16 protein-coding genes and 1 tRNA gene are annotated in these 14,261 nt (G+C 48.9%); 13 read left to right on the forward strand and 4 right to left on the reverse strand.

What is annotated here, in order from left to right; genetic code table 11:
• Positions 1–115: 115 nt before the first annotated feature.
• The 4 genes from ACT53C_RS08340 to ACT53C_RS08355 all read right to left on the reverse strand — a co-directional run bounded on the left by ACT53C_RS08340 (position 116) and on the right by ACT53C_RS08355 (position 4,824).
• Positions 116–2,626, reverse strand: a complete 2,511-nt coding sequence (locus ACT53C_RS08340; RefSeq protein ID WP_476145535.1) for a TonB-dependent receptor — start codon at positions 2,624–2,626, stop codon at positions 116–118.
• Between the two features lie 324 nt (positions 2,627–2,950).
• Positions 2,951–3,412: a tRNA adenosine(34) deaminase TadA gene (gene tadA / locus ACT53C_RS08345; protein ID WP_476145536.1), complete on the reverse strand. Its 462-nt coding sequence runs from the start codon at positions 3,410–3,412 to the stop codon at positions 2,951–2,953.
• Positions 3,413–3,414: 2 nt separating this feature from the next.
• A complete protein-coding gene (locus ACT53C_RS08350) occupies positions 3,415–3,870 on the reverse strand; it encodes a phosphate-starvation-inducible PsiE family protein (protein ID WP_194748184.1) in 456 nt (151 codons plus the stop codon).
• A 36-nt stretch (positions 3,871–3,906) separates the two neighbouring features.
• The gene (locus ACT53C_RS08355; protein WP_379075544.1) at positions 3,907–4,824 is read right to left on the reverse strand and encodes a LysR family transcriptional regulator; all 918 of its coding nucleotides are present in this window, start codon (positions 4,822–4,824) and stop codon (positions 3,907–3,909) included.
• A gap of 159 nt (positions 4,825–4,983) precedes the next feature.
• On the opposite strand from ACT53C_RS08355, the gene ACT53C_RS08360 reads away from it, so the two are divergent.
• The 13 genes from ACT53C_RS08360 to nuoF all read left to right on the forward strand — a co-directional run bounded on the left by ACT53C_RS08360 (position 4,984) and on the right by nuoF (position 14,249).
• Positions 4,984–5,694, forward strand: coding sequence for a pirin family protein (locus tag ACT53C_RS08360; RefSeq protein ID WP_476145537.1), 711 nt, complete (start codon positions 4,984–4,986; stop codon positions 5,692–5,694).
• 30 nt (positions 5,695–5,724) lie between these two features.
• Entirely contained in the window at positions 5,725–6,297 is a 573-nt protein-coding gene (locus tag ACT53C_RS08365; RefSeq protein WP_194748181.1) for a flavodoxin family protein, read from the forward strand.
• A gap of 53 nt (positions 6,298–6,350) precedes the next feature.
• A complete protein-coding gene (locus ACT53C_RS08370) occupies positions 6,351–6,923 on the forward strand; it encodes a YceI family protein (protein WP_338654752.1) in 573 nt (190 codons plus the stop codon).
• 67 nt (positions 6,924–6,990) lie between these two features.
• Positions 6,991–8,070: an alkene reductase gene (locus ACT53C_RS08375; protein ID WP_313988362.1), complete on the forward strand. Its 1,080-nt coding sequence runs from the start codon at positions 6,991–6,993 to the stop codon at positions 8,068–8,070.
• A gap of 167 nt (positions 8,071–8,237) precedes the next feature.
• On the forward strand, positions 8,238–9,047 hold the full coding sequence (gene tpiA / locus ACT53C_RS08380) for a triose-phosphate isomerase (RefSeq protein WP_476145538.1): 810 nt from the start codon (positions 8,238–8,240) through the stop codon (positions 9,045–9,047).
• A 52-nt stretch (positions 9,048–9,099) separates the two neighbouring features.
• Positions 9,100–9,444, forward strand: coding sequence for a preprotein translocase subunit SecG (gene secG / locus ACT53C_RS08385; RefSeq protein ID WP_275355808.1), 345 nt, complete (start codon positions 9,100–9,102; stop codon positions 9,442–9,444).
• 6 nt (positions 9,445–9,450) lie between these two features.
• A tRNA-Leu gene (locus tag ACT53C_RS08390) sits at positions 9,451–9,535 on the forward strand.
• Positions 9,536–9,648: 113 nt separating this feature from the next.
• Positions 9,649–10,005, forward strand: a complete 357-nt coding sequence (gene ndhC / locus ACT53C_RS08395; protein ID WP_476145627.1) for an NADH-quinone oxidoreductase subunit A — start codon at positions 9,649–9,651, stop codon at positions 10,003–10,005.
• A gap of 6 nt (positions 10,006–10,011) precedes the next feature.
• Complete coding sequence (locus ACT53C_RS08400; RefSeq protein WP_018985714.1) at positions 10,012–10,491, forward strand: NuoB/complex I 20 kDa subunit family protein; 480 nt, start codon at positions 10,012–10,014, stop codon at positions 10,489–10,491.
• A gap of 43 nt (positions 10,492–10,534) precedes the next feature.
• The gene (locus ACT53C_RS08405; RefSeq protein ID WP_194748176.1) at positions 10,535–11,131 is read left to right on the forward strand and encodes an NADH-quinone oxidoreductase subunit C; all 597 of its coding nucleotides are present in this window, start codon (positions 10,535–10,537) and stop codon (positions 11,129–11,131) included.
• Positions 11,124–12,377, forward strand: coding sequence for an NADH-quinone oxidoreductase subunit D (locus ACT53C_RS08410; RefSeq protein WP_476145539.1), 1,254 nt, complete (start codon positions 11,124–11,126; stop codon positions 12,375–12,377). Before ACT53C_RS08405 ends, ACT53C_RS08410 begins: the two co-directional genes overlap by 8 nt.
• Before the next feature lie 47 nt (positions 12,378–12,424).
• Positions 12,425–12,904: an NADH-quinone oxidoreductase subunit NuoE gene (nuoE, locus tag ACT53C_RS08415; RefSeq protein WP_194748174.1), complete on the forward strand. Its 480-nt coding sequence runs from the start codon at positions 12,425–12,427 to the stop codon at positions 12,902–12,904.
• A 10-nt stretch (positions 12,905–12,914) separates the two neighbouring features.
• Complete coding sequence (nuoF, locus tag ACT53C_RS08420; protein ID WP_476145540.1) at positions 12,915–14,249, forward strand: NADH-quinone oxidoreductase subunit NuoF; 1,335 nt, start codon at positions 12,915–12,917, stop codon at positions 14,247–14,249.
• Positions 14,250–14,261 lie beyond the last annotated feature (12 nt).

The raw sequence follows: 14,261 nt of genomic DNA on the forward strand, positions 1-14,261 counted from the left end.
TCAGTTTTTAAGCATTTAATCGACAAAATAAAAACGCCCGATGATGCTCATCGGGCGATGAATTGACCTGGCAAAAGCGTCAATTAATAAATATTAGACTAATGTTGTTTGAAGCTTAGTCTTTGTCGTACGCGGCAACGGATTTCTTACCACCAAACTCATAACGAACGCCAATCCAAGCAGTACGTGGAGCCCCAGGAGCAATAAAGTCTTCACCTACTGAGGTGGTTCTTCGTGAGGCTAAGTTTAATGTCCCAGCGTTATTGAAAGGATTTTGTCCTAACTGGCCTGCTGTTGCATACTCTTTGTCGAAGATGTTGTTTACTCTTGCGAACATAATCCATTCAGGCTTTATACGATAGGTTGTCGTCGCATTAAAGATGGTGTATCCAGCGATTTCACCATCCCCACGATATGAGCCTCCCGCTTTGTGATCGCCATTATCATTGCCACGAATGTTTGTGCCAGAAACTGAAAGACTGTTAATCCCTACGCTAAACTGATCATTGATTCGATAATCGGCATAAACTTTGAGAATGTTTCTTGGAATTAAAGGAATACGATCACCTGATTTAATGCTTATTTCATGATTAGCGTCTTGACTGCTATTCGTATTGCCAATCAATGTTTGAGCACTCTGATAGGTTGCGTCCAAGAAGGTATAGTTAGCCCCTACATTGAGAGCGTCGAAGCTGGTTGCAATCGAGCCCTCAAAACCTTGACGTAAGGTTTGACCAAAGTTTTGGAAATAGCCTTGGCTGGCATTGGCCGCTACAAACAAGATATCATCCTGATTGCGGGTATGGAAGAGCCCTGCAGACCAGAAAACGCCAGAATTGTTACCTCTCAGACCTGCCTCCCAAGTTTTAGATACCACCTGTTTAAGTGGAGGATCACCTGCAAATGAGTTAGGTAAGCTACATGGGGCATCGGGGTTGGCGCAGCTCAATTCAATCGAAGTTGGTGCACGACTACCTTCATTGTAGCCAATATAGGTGTTCAGGTTAGGAAGTGGACTGTAGGTCAGACCAATCGCTGGATTGAAGCGGTGGAAGTTATGTTTTCCACTTAATGAAGCATTTTCATCTTCGCCAGGTAGAATCTGGAATGGTTGAGGACCGTTACCATCAGGGTCGCCAGCATTTGGATGAAGTTGACCATCTTTGTTTCTGATAGTCGTATAGTTATATCGGCCTGACATTGTCAGATGCAAATTATCCATCAATGCTAATGTATCTGTTCCAAATAGACTCCAAGTGGCCACATTACTTTTAAGTTTCGCACTTCGATCATCCAGCTTGCCGTCAAGATTTCCAAGTGTAGACGCGTTGGCATAAAATCCAGAACCTACAATCCCTCTATCAGCATCAATAGAACCATACTCAGCCGACTGATTAAACTTAATTCGACTATAGTCTACGCCGCTTCCAACAATAAACTTGTTATCTTTATCAAATAAGGTATTGGAGACTGAAACTTGACCAAATATACCCATATTGTCAGTTTCCGTTCGTGTACGGTTAATAATGCCTGTGCATTTTTCGCCTGGCTCTCCACCAGCACTCAGTTGCTGTCGGCAAGCTAGTTGATTACCCGCAAGTGTATAAGGGCTGTTAGCAGCGAATGTTGTAGGAAGAACGCGTTGACCACCATCACCAACAAATTCTGGCAATGACTCATCGTTGATATCACCATTGTAAGTACGCGACTTAATATTTCTGTAGTACGTGTTGCCTGTAAGTTGCACATTATCGGTGAAGTAATGTGACCACTCTAAGTTTGCAAAGTGAGATTTGTTTTTTGTATTATCTGGGTACGTATATACACTATTGTAGTCACGACGGGCAAAGCTCTCAGGGACCAAACCGTTTCCGTTCAGGTCTGTATTGGCGAAAGCATAGGTCAGTTTTAAATCGGTTTTCTCGCCATGCCAGCCTAATTTACCAAACAGTTGCTGGTAATCAGACTCGGATTTTTCACGCCAACCATTTTCGTCGAAAAATGAACCGGCAACATAGTAGTCAATATTGTCTTTGATGCTACCATATTCAAACTCACCGACTTTGCGGCCATAACTGCCTAATGTTGTTTGGACTGCTCCACCAGGTGCACTCCTGCCATCTTTGGTTTGAATGGAGAGGGCGCCGCCTAAAGTATTTAAGCCGAACAATGGATTTGAGCCAGGCATCATCTGCATACCTTGAATCGCAATTCTAGGTATCAAATCCCAGCTTACGATATCGCCAAACGCTTGGTTCATGCGCACACCATCCATGTATACAGACAATCCTTGTGGTGTACCAAGTAAAGGAGAAGCAGTAAAACCACGATAGTTCAAGTCAGGCTGTAATGGATTGTTTTGTACCTCATTTACATAAACACCTCGCATATTGCGATTCATGTAATCGGTAATATCTAAAGATTGTGATTTTTCAATATCTTTTGCTTTGACAGTTTGTACTGCAGCCGGAATTTGTTCGACAGGAACACCAATGCTCTTTAATGGAGTGGTGCTAATTACCTCCACGTTACCCAAGTCTACTGTGTCTGCTTTTGTAAATCCAGCTTGAGCAGCATAAGCACTGATAATGGCAAGTGCCAGTGGCTTTAAAGTATTTCTTTTCATATTTATTGATCTCTTTATCCCTGAAATATAAAAGTGTTTTTATAAAAAAACATTTTCATATCGCAAATATTGTTCCATTAATTTTTATTTTTATTTTTATGAATAATATCAATAACCTATATTGATATTTGATTATGGTGGAAAGGAGTTTTTTGGAGATTTTGGCTAATTTCAGCCATTTATTTAATAAAATGGTGGTTAAAAATAACCAAGCTGAGTATTAGAGAGGTGCTTTGTTAAATACTGGGAAAACTAAGGACACATCCGTCGCCCTTAAGCTGAATTTCGTCAGTGATGGAGGGAGAGCTTTAAGCTAATCACTCTTTAGCTAGATTGTTTTAATCTACGTTGTTTGAAAAACGTGCTAAGTAGCCCACCACACTCATCAGCCAAGACGCCGTGACTGACTTCGCAGTGGTGATTGAGTTTCTGCTCCGCCATCAAATTCACTACACTGCCGCAACAACCCGTTTTGGGGTCGCTGGCACCGTAAATCAGGCGCGCAATTCTGGCATGTTGTATGGCGCCGCTACACATGGCACACGGCTCAAGGGTGACGTATAAAGTGCAGCCAACCAGTCTGTAGTTACCTAAGTGCTGCGCGGCTTCACGCATGGCCTGGATTTCCGCATGGGCGGTGGGGTCATTGAGGCTGATGGGGGCGTTGCGGCCTTTGCCGATAATCTGCCCCTCTTTGACCACAATCGCGCCGACCGGGACCTCGCCCAGGTTTGCTGCCTCATTTGCCAGCGCGATGGCAATGCGCATAAATGCTTCGTCTTGCATGCTTATCTACTACTATTTTTATCGGCGAGGCGGATCAGTATGTACACCAGGCCCATGACAAATGCGCCGGCCAGCCAGATGGCGATTTCTTCATAAGTCGGTGTGGCATCTTGTACAGGTAGCACAATCAGTTTGCGCAAAAACATGACCAGCACCACCTCGACAAAGGTTTCTACCAGTAATTTGTGGCCGCGCAGGTAGCGAATTTCTGCCGAGATGAGGGCAGAGATTGACCACAGCAACATCAAGGTGCCCAAGGCACGCAAAAACCCATGAACCAGATTGTGTGCGTAAGCCGCTTCCTTCACGTCGAGGAAAAATAGCCAGGTAAACATCAGCACAGAGGTAGCCAGAGCAAGGCCGATAATAATATGCGCGAACCCATTGAGCCAAAGCATGGCTTTGATGGCGATGCGGTTGAGTGGTGCAAATTCTTCAGGTAGTTGTTCTTGCGACATATTGGATCCCATCAATGCGACAGCAAGGATGATAAATCATTTGCTAAGCAATTGCTCCAGTGGAATCTCGCAACAGGCTTTGAGCAGCCATTGCATGGCTTTGCCCATTTCGCTGGGCCGCTGTTGGCGCCAGGCAATAAAGGTAGGCCCCACCGGTTTCGGTTCTGATACCTGTTTTAGCACAAGTTTGCCCTGCGCAGCGGCCGCTTGTGCCATAAATTTGGGTAGATAGCCGATGGCAATTCCTGCCATTTGCGCCTTTAATTTTGTCTGCATGTCAGGCACGGTGAGTACATCCTGGCCAGAAAGAATGCCTGAGGTCCTTGGGGGCAGGTTGCGTGAACTGTCTGCGGCCGCTACAACCCGATACTGCACAATATCACTGGCGCTGAGCGGCTCTGGTAATGCGGCAAGCGGATGATGCGGGGCCACAGAAAACACAAATTCCAGTTGTCCGAGCAAATGTGTAGAGAAGCCGCCGCCAGGCGGCGCATCTCCTGGAGCGCCGATAGAGATATCAGCCCGCCCCGTCTGTAATGCATCCCAACTCCCGCCATAGACCTCACGGACCAGCTTCACACGGGTGCCAAAGCCCTGCTGGTAAAAGGCTTGTAGCAGATTGAGTACCGGGTCAAAGTCGAACAAATCGCTAATCGCAATGGCAATATCAGTTTCAATACCGGTCGCAACGCGTTGTACGCGGCGCTCCAGCGCATGGGCGGCATCTAGCAAATAACGGCCTTCTTTGAGCAGTTCGGCACCGGCTTCGGTCAGCGTGGCGCGGTGGCCACTGCGGTCAAAAAGCTCCAGCCCCAAATCTTCTTCCAGTCTGCGGATGGTGTAGGTGAGTGCCGAGGGGACGCGGTATAGCGACTCTGCCGCGGCGGCAAAACTGCCTTTGCGGTCAATCGCATCAATGACTTCAAGGGCTTCCAGACTCAGTTTAATGGCCATAGCTGAAGGGATAAGGTTGAAAAAGGGCGGGGTGGTTCATCGCAGTTTAAGTGCTAACAGCTTCATCAAAAAATCTGAACAAGTGATGCAAAATGTTTTGCTATCTAAAGATTAAGTGTTTTTTTATCATACATTTAAACTTTCAAATGGAGTGAATAAATGTTGCATGTTCGCCCTTCAAATAGTCGTGGTTATGCTAATCATGGCTGGTTACAAAGCTTTCACAGTTTTTCTTTCGCCAGTTATTACGACCCTGAGCATATGAGCTACTCGGTGTTGCGGGTGATCAATGACGACAAAATCGCCCCTGACACGGGATTTGGTATGCATGGCCACCAGGACATGGAAATTATTACCTACATGTTGGCGGGTGAGTTGCGCCATACTGACAGCATGGGCCACAGCGCAGTGATTCGCGCGGGGGATGTACAGCGCATGAGTGCAGGGACGGGTATCCGTCATAGTGAGATGAACGCCTCCTCGCAGACCACGGCCCATTTGCTACAAATCTGGATCACCCCTGATACGCAAGGCTTGGCCCCGGCGTATGAAGATAAAACCATCCCGCTGGCTGACAAGCAAAACCGCTGGGCCTTGATTGCTTCGTCTGATGCCCGCGCCGGGTCATTAAAAGTACATCAGGATCTGTCATTGTATGCCACGGTACTGACAGCAGAGGCTGCTTTGCCGGTTGAGGTCAATGCGGGACGTTGTGCTTACCTCCATATTGCAGCCGGCGCAGTGGTGATCGATGGTCAACAGTTGCAGACTGGGGATGCTCTCAAGGTAGATGCCCCGGTTTCTCTCTCGATACTTGCTGCGCAAGACAGCGAAATATTATGGTTTGATCTGCCTGAAATAGTCGAATAATCGTTTTACATTTTTTAAAGGAGCAATGACATGACTCAAGTTTCAATTGTTTATCACAGTGGGTATGGTCATACCGCTGAGCAAGCTAAAGCCGTGGCCCGTGGCGCGCAAAAGGTTGCGGGTGTGACCGTCAATCTGTTAACTGTGGATGAGGCGCAGCAGCAGTGGGATCTGCTCAAGGCCAGCGACGCCATTATCTTTGGCAGCCCAACCTATATGGGTTCGGCTTCAGGCCAGTTTAAAACTTTTATGGATGCGAGCTCCAAGGCTTGGTATACCCGTGACTGGAAAGACAAGATTGCGGCTGGCTTTACCACTTCTGCCAGCCAGAGTGGTGACAAGCTTAGTACCTTGATCCAGTTGGCTGTGTTTGCCGCGCAGCATGGCATGATTTGGGTGGGCCAGGATTTGCTGCCGGGGAACAATAACAGTAATGGTTCGGTCAACGACTTAAACCGTCTGGGCAGCTTTTTAGGTGCCATGGCGCAGGCGAATGCTGACCAGGGCCCGGACTTGGCGCCGATTCAGAGTGACCTGCTCACGGCAGAGCACCTGGGTGAACGTGTGGCCAGTGTTGCGTTACGTTTTGCGAAAGCCGCTTAACTACGGCCTCATTAAAAACCTATCCTAATTCACGATCTAACAAGGAGAACTCAGTGAAAAAGTTAATTTTGACGCTCGGCTTGATGATTGCTACTCAGGCCTGGGCGGTGACCGATACCTACAATATCGATGGCACCCACAGTTTTGCCAATTTCAGTATCCGTCATGTTGTTTCCAAAACTTCAGGGACTTTTAATGATGTCAGTGGCGTCATTACCCTGGATCCTACCAATCTGAATACGGCGACCGTACGTGCTGCGATCAATGTCAGCAGTGTGAATACTGGGTTTGGCAAACGTGATGAACATATCAAGGCGGATAAGTATCTGGATGTGGGCAAATATACCCAGATTTTGTTTGAGAGCACCAAGATCACGGCCAGCAACCAGACGCAGGCAGTGATGCAGGGTAAGCTGACCATGCATGGCGTGACCAAACTGGTGGATATTCCCGTGAAAGTGTTGGGCTATGGCGCCGATCCATGGGGTGGCCAGCGCGCAGGTTTTGAGGGGCATTTGACCATCAAAGCTTCTGATTATGGTTTTGGCTGGGCGACGGGCGCAAATGCGCCGGTCGGTGACGACATTGAAATAACCTTGTTGGTTGAAGGTGTGAAAGCAAAATAATTTTAAATCCATGCGCGGACGTTTTGTCCGCGCAGTGTTTATTGTATGCAGGGAATGAGGAGCGAGTATGACATTGGATTTATTTTCCCCGGGCAAACTGGGCAGCATTGAGATCAAAAACCGTATTGCAATGGCCCCACTGACACGTAACCGTGCAGGCGAGGGCGGTGTACCACAAGCAATGAATGTCACCTATTATGAGCAGCGGGCGACTGCCGGGCTGATTATTACCGAAGCGACCCCGATCTCACCGATGGCGCATGGCTATCCTGCTTTGCCAGGCATTTATACTGATGCGCAGGTGGCTGGTTGGAAAAAAGTGACTGATGCTGTGCATGCCAAGGGCGGAAAAATCGTCATTCAGTTGTGGCATGTAGGCCGTATTTCACACCCCAGCCTGTTACCCAATCAGGCATTGCCAGTGGCGCCTTCAGCAATTAAGCCTGCCGGCCAGGCATTTACCTACCAGGGTTTACAAGATTACGTGACCCCGCGCGCACTGGAGGTGTCCGAATTGGCTGGCATCGTGCAGGATTATATTCATGCCACAAAATGTGCCATTGCAGCGGGTTTTGATGGTGTAGAAGTGCATGCGGCCAATGGTTATCTGCTAGACCAGTTTTTGCGCGACGGTAGCAATCAGCGCCAGGATCAATATGGCGGGCCGGTAGAAAACCGTATGCGATTACTGCTCGAGGTGGTGCAGGCGGTGGTGGATACAATAGGCGCAGACAAAGTGGGGGTGCGCTTGTCACCGGTGAACCCATTTAATGATATGCATGATAGCCAGGCGCAGCAAACATTCAATCATGTCACGGATGCCCTGAATCGCTTCAAGCTGGCCTATCTGCATGTGGTGGAAGGGGGCATTCATGGCGGTGGCAAAGCTGAGCCATTTGATTTTGCGGCGATGCGTAAATTGTTTAAGGGCGGTTATATCGCAAACCTGAGTTATGACAAGGCGCGCGGGAATGCGGCGATTGCCAGTGGCCATGCAGATGCAGTCGCTTATGGTGTTCCGTTTATTGCCAACCCGGATCTGGTTGAGCGGTTTGCAAAAAATGCTCCACTCAATGAGGCTGATTCCAAAACGTTTTACGGCGGTACCGAGCATGGCTACACCGACTATCCCTTCTTGAGTGCCTGATCGTACTCGTGTCTATCTTGTGTTGACGGGGTAGACACGCTCTACTTGGCGACTAATGCTTGCTGCTCAGGAGGCGCGAGCGTAAAATCCGCACAACCGAATATTTGCGGGCCTCTCTGGCCCGTTATATATGCATCCACATCATGCCTCTGCGAGCTTAATTCTGCATGTCTAGCACCAGCACTGTTTCATCTACTCCAATATCCCTCGCCTCAAGAAAACTGGTGGTTGCCAACTGGAAAATGCATGGCAATCTCATGCGTAACCAGCAATTGATTCAGGCCTACCTGCCAGCCTTGGCCGATTGTACGCGCGCGGAGGTTGTGGTCTGCGTGCCTTATCCCTATCTGGCGCAAATTCAAACCTTGTTGACGGGAACTTCTGTCGCTTGGGGCGCACAAAATGTTGCGAAATATGAGGAAGGTGCCTACACCGGTGAAGTAGGGGCGCAAATGCTGACCGATTTTGGCGCCAGGTATGTGATTATTGGCCACTCGGAGCGCAGCACGGCTTATTGTGAGTCCGATGAAAATATCGCTGAAAAATTCATGATGGCCAAACGGCATGGCTTAACACCTATTTTATGTGTGGGTGAAACGCTGCTGGAGCGTGAAGCAGGCGTCATGGAACGTGTGGTTGGCAAGCAGCTGGAAACCATCATCCGCTTATTTGGCGGTGAGGCCTTTGCTGGCAGCATTGTTTCTTATGAGCCGATCTGGGCGATTGGCACCGGGCTGGCGGCCACTTCGGAGCAGGCGGTCGCCATGCATCAGTTTATTCGAGAGACGGTTGCCGCCTCTGATAAAACCGCGGCTGACACGCTAAAAATCCTCTACGGGGGCAGCGTAAACCCGCAAAATGCGGTACAATTGTTGAATCAGAAGGAAATTGATGGCGCGCTGGTCGGTCGTTGCTCGCTAGATGCAGAGCAATTTATAAAAATATGTCAGGCCGTCCCTGAAAATAGCGTCATCTAGATAGCGAAAGAGCCAAAAGCCAAATCGTTATTACTTAATGGATTAAAGAAATATGGAAAACGTCATTCTCGTCATTCATGTGCTGGCAGCTGCTGCCGTGATTGGCCTGGTCTTATTGCAGCATGGTAAGGGTGCCGATATGGGCGCCGCTTTTGGCAGTGGAGCCTCCGGCAGTCTATTCGGCGTGTCTGGGTCCTCTAACTTGCTGAGCAAGCTGACATCGATTTTTATTTCAGTGTTTTTTGCAACTAGCTTGACGCTGGCCTTTATGTCCAGCCATAAAGCAAGTTCTGGTAGTGTGGTTAAATCCACAGTGACCCAACAGGCTCCGGCCAAAGGTGAGGCTGCAGAAGTGGCCAAGCCGGTTGAAAATACACCCAAAGATATTCCTAACTAAACATTGGCCGTCGTGGTGAAATTGGTAGACACGCTATCTTGAGGGGGTAGTGACGAAAGTCGTGCGAGTTCGAGTCTCGCCGACGGCACCAGATAGAGTTGCTTGCAACTTTGCTCTGGCAGGGAATAGATGGTTTGGGAGTGTTTTAATGGGCGGCTAGCTGCATTGAAATAACTTGTTAACATGATCGATGAAGGCAAATCAGTGTTAGAAAACTATTTCCCGATTTTGATGTTTATCCTGGTGGGGCTGGGCGTTGGTCTTGGTCCGTTGCTTGCCGGTAAAATTCTCTCTCCGCACAAACCTGATGCGGAAAAAAACTCTCCATACGAATGTGGCTTTGAAGCCTTTGAAGATGCGCGCATGAAGTTTGACGTGCGCTACTATCTGGTCGCCATTCTGTTTATTCTGTTTGATCTCGAAATTGCATTTCTTTTTCCATGGGCGGTGGTGATCCAAGAAATTGGGCCTGCTGGCTTCTGGGCAATGATGGTGTTTTTATTTGTATTGGTGGTCGGCTTCATCTTTGAATGGATGAAGGGCGCCCTTGAATGGGATTGATGCAAAATGAGCATTGAAGGCGTATTAGAAAAAGGCTTTGTTACCACCACGCTGGATACGGTGATTAATTACACCCGTACTGGTTCATTGTGGCCGATGACGTTCGGCCTGGCTTGCTGTGCGGTTGAAATGATGCATGCCGGCGCTTCGCGTTACGATCTTGACCGTTTCGGGATTGTGTTCCGGCCCAGCCCGCGTCAGTCAGACGTGATGATTGTGGCAGGTACGCTGGTGAACAAAATGGCGCCTGCGCTACGCAAGGTGTATGACCAGATGGCAGAACCGCGCTGGGTAATTTCCATGGGCAGTTGTGCTAATGGCGGCGGCTACTATCACTACTCTTATGCAGTCGTGCGCGGCTGTGACCGGATTGTGCCGGTGGATGTGTATGTGCCTGGTTGCCCTCCCACTGCCGAGGCCTTGTTGTACGGCATTATTCAGCTGCAAAAGAAAATCAAGCGTACCAATACGATTGCCAGAACCTGATGGTGACGCGCTCTGACAACATACTAAGCCCTAGAAATTAACTATGTCTGCAAAACTCGAACATTTGTCTGCACAGCTCAAGTTGGCCTTGGGTGAGGGTGTGGTCAGGCTGGAGCAACAGTTGGGTGAACTCACGGTGGAAGTTCATGTGAAACACCTGCTGGCCGTGGCTGAAAAATTGAAAACCCATGCGGAGCTCAAATTTGAGCAACTGATTGACTTGTGTGGGGTGGATTATCTGGAGTATGGCGATGGCCGCTGGGAAGGTCAGCGCTTTGCTGTGGTGCTGCATTTGCTTTCGGTCAGTTTGAATCAGCGTGTGCGTATCCGTGCGTTTGCAGCTGACGATGACTTTCCTGTGTTTCCGACCTTGGTCGATATCTGGCCGGTCGCCAACTGGTTTGAGCGTGAAGCTTTTGACCTCTACGGCATCATGTTTGAAAATCACCCCGATTTGCGTCGCTTGCTGACAGATTACGGTTTTGTTGGTCATCCTTTCCGTAAAGACTTCCCCATGATTGGTAACGTTGAAATGCGTTATGACCCTGTACAGCAGCGTGTGATCTATCAGCCGGTCTCTGTCGAGTTGCGGAATAATGTGCCGCGAGTTATTCGTGATGAAGGTGCGCACCATGGCTGAAATTAAGAACTACACAATGAACTTCGGCCCGCAGCACCCGGCGGCGCACGGGGTATTACGCTTGGTGCTTGAGTTGGACGGTGAGGTGATCCAGCGTGCGGACCCGCATATTGGTTTGCTGCACAGGGCAACGGAAAAACTGGCTGAAAACCGCACCTATTTGCAAAGTGTGCCTTACATGGACAGGCTGGATTATGTCTCCATGATGGCCAATGAGCACGCCTATGTCATGGCGATTGAAAAAATGCTCGGCATTGAGGTGCCAGTGCGCGCGCAGTATATCCGCGTCATGTTCGACGAAATTACCCGTATTCTCAACCACTTGCTGTGGCTGGGCGCACATGCGCTGGACGTCGGCGCCATGACGGTTTTCCTGTACGCGTTCCGCGAGCGTGAAGATTTGTTTGATGTGTATGAGGCTGTGTCTGGCGCCCGTATGCATGCGGCATATTACCGCCCGGGTGGCGTCTATCGTGACCTGCCAGAAAAAATGCCGCAGCATGAAACCACCAAATTCCGTAGCGCAGAAGAAATCAACAAGCTTAATGAAAATCGTCAGGGTTCCATGCTGGATTTCATTGAAGACTTTACCAATCGCTTCCCGACCTATGTCGACGAATATGAAACCCTGTTGACCGATAACCGTATCTGGAAACAGCGGACGGTCGGTATTGGCGTGGTGACGCCGGAGCGCGCATTGGCATTGGGCATGACCGGTGCCATGTTGCGTGGTTCTGGCATTGCCTGGGATTTACGCAAGAAACAGCCTTATGAAGTCTATGACAAGATGGACTTTGATATCCCGATTGGCGTCAATGGCGACTGTTATGACCGGTATCTGGTGCGTGTGGAAGAAATGCGTCAATCCAACCGTATCATCAAACAATGCATAGACTGGTTGCGCAAGAACCCAGGGCCAGTCATTACAGATGACAATAAGATTGCCCCGCCAAGCCGCGAAGGCATGAAAACCAATATGGAAGACTTGATCCACCACTTCAAGTTATTTACCGAGGGTTTCCATGTCCCAGCAGGGGAGGCCTATGCCGCGGTTGAGCATCCCAAAGGCGAGTTCGGGATTTATATGGTGTCAGATGGTGCCAATAAACCCTACCGCCTGAAAATCCGTGCGCCAGGTTTTGCCCATTTGGCTGCATTGGATGAGATGACCAAAGGTCACATGATTGCCGACCTGGTAGCCATCATTGGGACACAGGATATTGTGTTCGGTGAGATCGACAGATAATCCGAACAACGTGATAGCGCGGATCGAAAAGATAGTAAGGTAAAAGCATGCTCAGTGCAGAATCGATTGAAAAGATTGAATACGAACTGTCCAAATATCCAGCTGACAGGCGTCAGGCAGCGGTGATGTCTGCATTACGCATCGTCCAGATGGAGCGTGGCTGGTTATCCAAGGAAAGTATTTCCGAAGTAGCCAAGTACTTGCGCATTCCGGAAATCGCGGCGTTAGAAGTCGCTACCTTCTACAATATGTATGATCTCGAGCCAGTCGGAAAATACAAAATTACCGTCTGTACCAATATTTCTTGCATGTTGCGTGGCTCGGATGAGATTGTCGAGCACTTGCAGCACAAGTTGGGTGTGGGCTTCAACGAAGTCACAGCGGATGGTAAATTCTGCCTGAAAGAAGGCGAGTGTATGGGCTGTTGCGGTGGCGCACCGTTACTACATGTGAATAACAGTGAAATGCATGAATTTCTGACCACCGAAAAAGTGGATGCCCTCATTAACGAGCTAAACAAGGGCTAGGACACGGAATATGGCTAAGACTTCAAATGCTTCCATGAATAGTAAACCAGTGGTCAAAACTGATTTGGCTGGACAGACATTGGTAACTTTGCGCACACTTAGCGAAGACAATCCTGCCGCCCTGGCAACTTATGAGAAATTAGGCGGCTATGCCCAGCTCAAGCGCTTGGTGACCGAAAAAGTGAAGGCCCCGGATATCATCAGCCAGGTCAAAGTATCCAATCTGCGTGGTCGAGGCGGTGCAGGCTTTCCGACCGGCCTCAAATGGAGCTTTATGCCGCGTTATTACGACGGTACCAAATATCTGGTTTGCAACACAGACGAAGGCGAGCCAGGCACATTTAAAGACCGTGACATTATCCGTTATAACCCGCACCAGTTAATTGAAGGCATGGCGATTGCTGCTTATACGCTGGGTGCACGCGTGGGGTATAACTATATCCACGGTGAAATCTGGCAGGATTATGAGATTTTTGAGGCTGCGTTAGCTGAGGCGCGTGAAGCTGGCTACCTGGGTGAAAATCTGTTCGGCACCGAATTTAGCTTTGATCTCTATGCTGTCCATGGATACGGTGCTTATATCTGCGGTGAAGAAACGGCCCTGATTGAGTCGATTGAAGGCAAAAAAGGCCAGCCTCGTTTCAAACCGCCTTTTCCTGCCAGCTATGGTGTATTTGGCAAGCCGACCAACGTCAACAATACCGAGAGCTATGCCTCCATCCCCTGGATCATGCAGCATGGCGGGCAGGCATTTGCAGATTTAGGCGTGCCTAATTCTGGCGGCAGTAAGTTATTCTCGGTGTCTGGTCATGTTGAAAAACCAGGAAACTACGAGATTAAAATGGGGACACCTTTTAAGGACCTGCTGGCCATGGCCGGCGGTGTTTGGAAAGGTCGCAAACTCAAAGCGGTGATTCCTGGCGGCCCTTCCACTGCGGTCATGCCAGCGAGCGCCATTGAAAATGCCACCATGGACTATGATGGCTTGAGCAAAGCCGGCTCCAGCCTGGGTGCGGGTTCCATGATTGTGATGGACGAAACCACCTGCATGGTGAAAACACTCAAGCGTTTAAGCTATTTCTTTTATGAAGAAAGCTGTGGGCAATGCACGCCTTGCCGTGAAGGAACCGGTTGGGTATATCGCATTATCGAGCGTATTGTCGATGGCAAAGGCAAGATGGAAGATCTCGACTTGCTGACTGATTTAAGTAACAACATTTCTGGCCGAACCATCTGTGCTTTGGGCGATGCTGCAGCAACGCCTGTGTTGAGTTTCATCAAGCACTTCCGTCCCGAATTTGAGTATTACATCCAGCATGGCAAATCCATGGTAGATGGTAAATAAACGGTTTTAAGC

Source organism: Methylophilus sp. DMC14, from assembly GCF_056314085.1.

What these genes read in the sequence shown, in the direction of transcription:
- secG (WP_275355808.1), top strand. Translation starts at nt 9,100, where the DNA reads ATGGAAAACGTCATTCTCGTCATTCATGTGCTGGCAGCTGCTGCCGTG.
- ACT53C_RS08410 (WP_476145539.1), top strand. Translation starts at nt 11,124, where the DNA reads ATGGCTGAAATTAAGAACTACACAATGAACTTCGGCCCGCAGCACCCG.
- nuoF (WP_476145540.1), top strand. Translation starts at nt 12,915, where the DNA reads ATGGCTAAGACTTCAAATGCTTCCATGAATAGTAAACCAGTGGTCAAA.
- ACT53C_RS08400 (WP_018985714.1), top strand. Translation starts at nt 10,012, where the DNA reads ATGAGCATTGAAGGCGTATTAGAAAAAGGCTTTGTTACCACCACGCTG.
- tpiA (WP_476145538.1), top strand. Translation starts at nt 8,238, where the DNA reads ATGTCTAGCACCAGCACTGTTTCATCTACTCCAATATCCCTCGCCTCA.
- ACT53C_RS08350 (WP_194748184.1), bottom strand. Translation starts at nt 3,870, where the DNA reads ATGTCGCAAGAACAACTACCTGAAGAATTTGCACCACTCAACCGCATC.
- ACT53C_RS08360 (WP_476145537.1), top strand. Translation starts at nt 4,984, where the DNA reads ATGTTGCATGTTCGCCCTTCAAATAGTCGTGGTTATGCTAATCATGGC.
- nuoE (WP_194748174.1), top strand. Translation starts at nt 12,425, where the DNA reads ATGCTCAGTGCAGAATCGATTGAAAAGATTGAATACGAACTGTCCAAA.
- ACT53C_RS08375 (WP_313988362.1), top strand. Translation starts at nt 6,991, where the DNA reads ATGACATTGGATTTATTTTCCCCGGGCAAACTGGGCAGCATTGAGATC.
- tadA (WP_476145536.1), bottom strand. Translation starts at nt 3,412, where the DNA reads ATGCAAGACGAAGCATTTATGCGCATTGCCATCGCGCTGGCAAATGAG.
- ACT53C_RS08355 (WP_379075544.1), bottom strand. Translation starts at nt 4,824, where the DNA reads ATGGCCATTAAACTGAGTCTGGAAGCCCTTGAAGTCATTGATGCGATT.
- ACT53C_RS08340 (WP_476145535.1), bottom strand. Translation starts at nt 2,626, where the DNA reads ATGAAAAGAAATACTTTAAAGCCACTGGCACTTGCCATTATCAGTGCT.
- ACT53C_RS08405 (WP_194748176.1), top strand. Translation starts at nt 10,535, where the DNA reads ATGTCTGCAAAACTCGAACATTTGTCTGCACAGCTCAAGTTGGCCTTG.
- ACT53C_RS08365 (WP_194748181.1), top strand. Translation starts at nt 5,725, where the DNA reads ATGACTCAAGTTTCAATTGTTTATCACAGTGGGTATGGTCATACCGCT.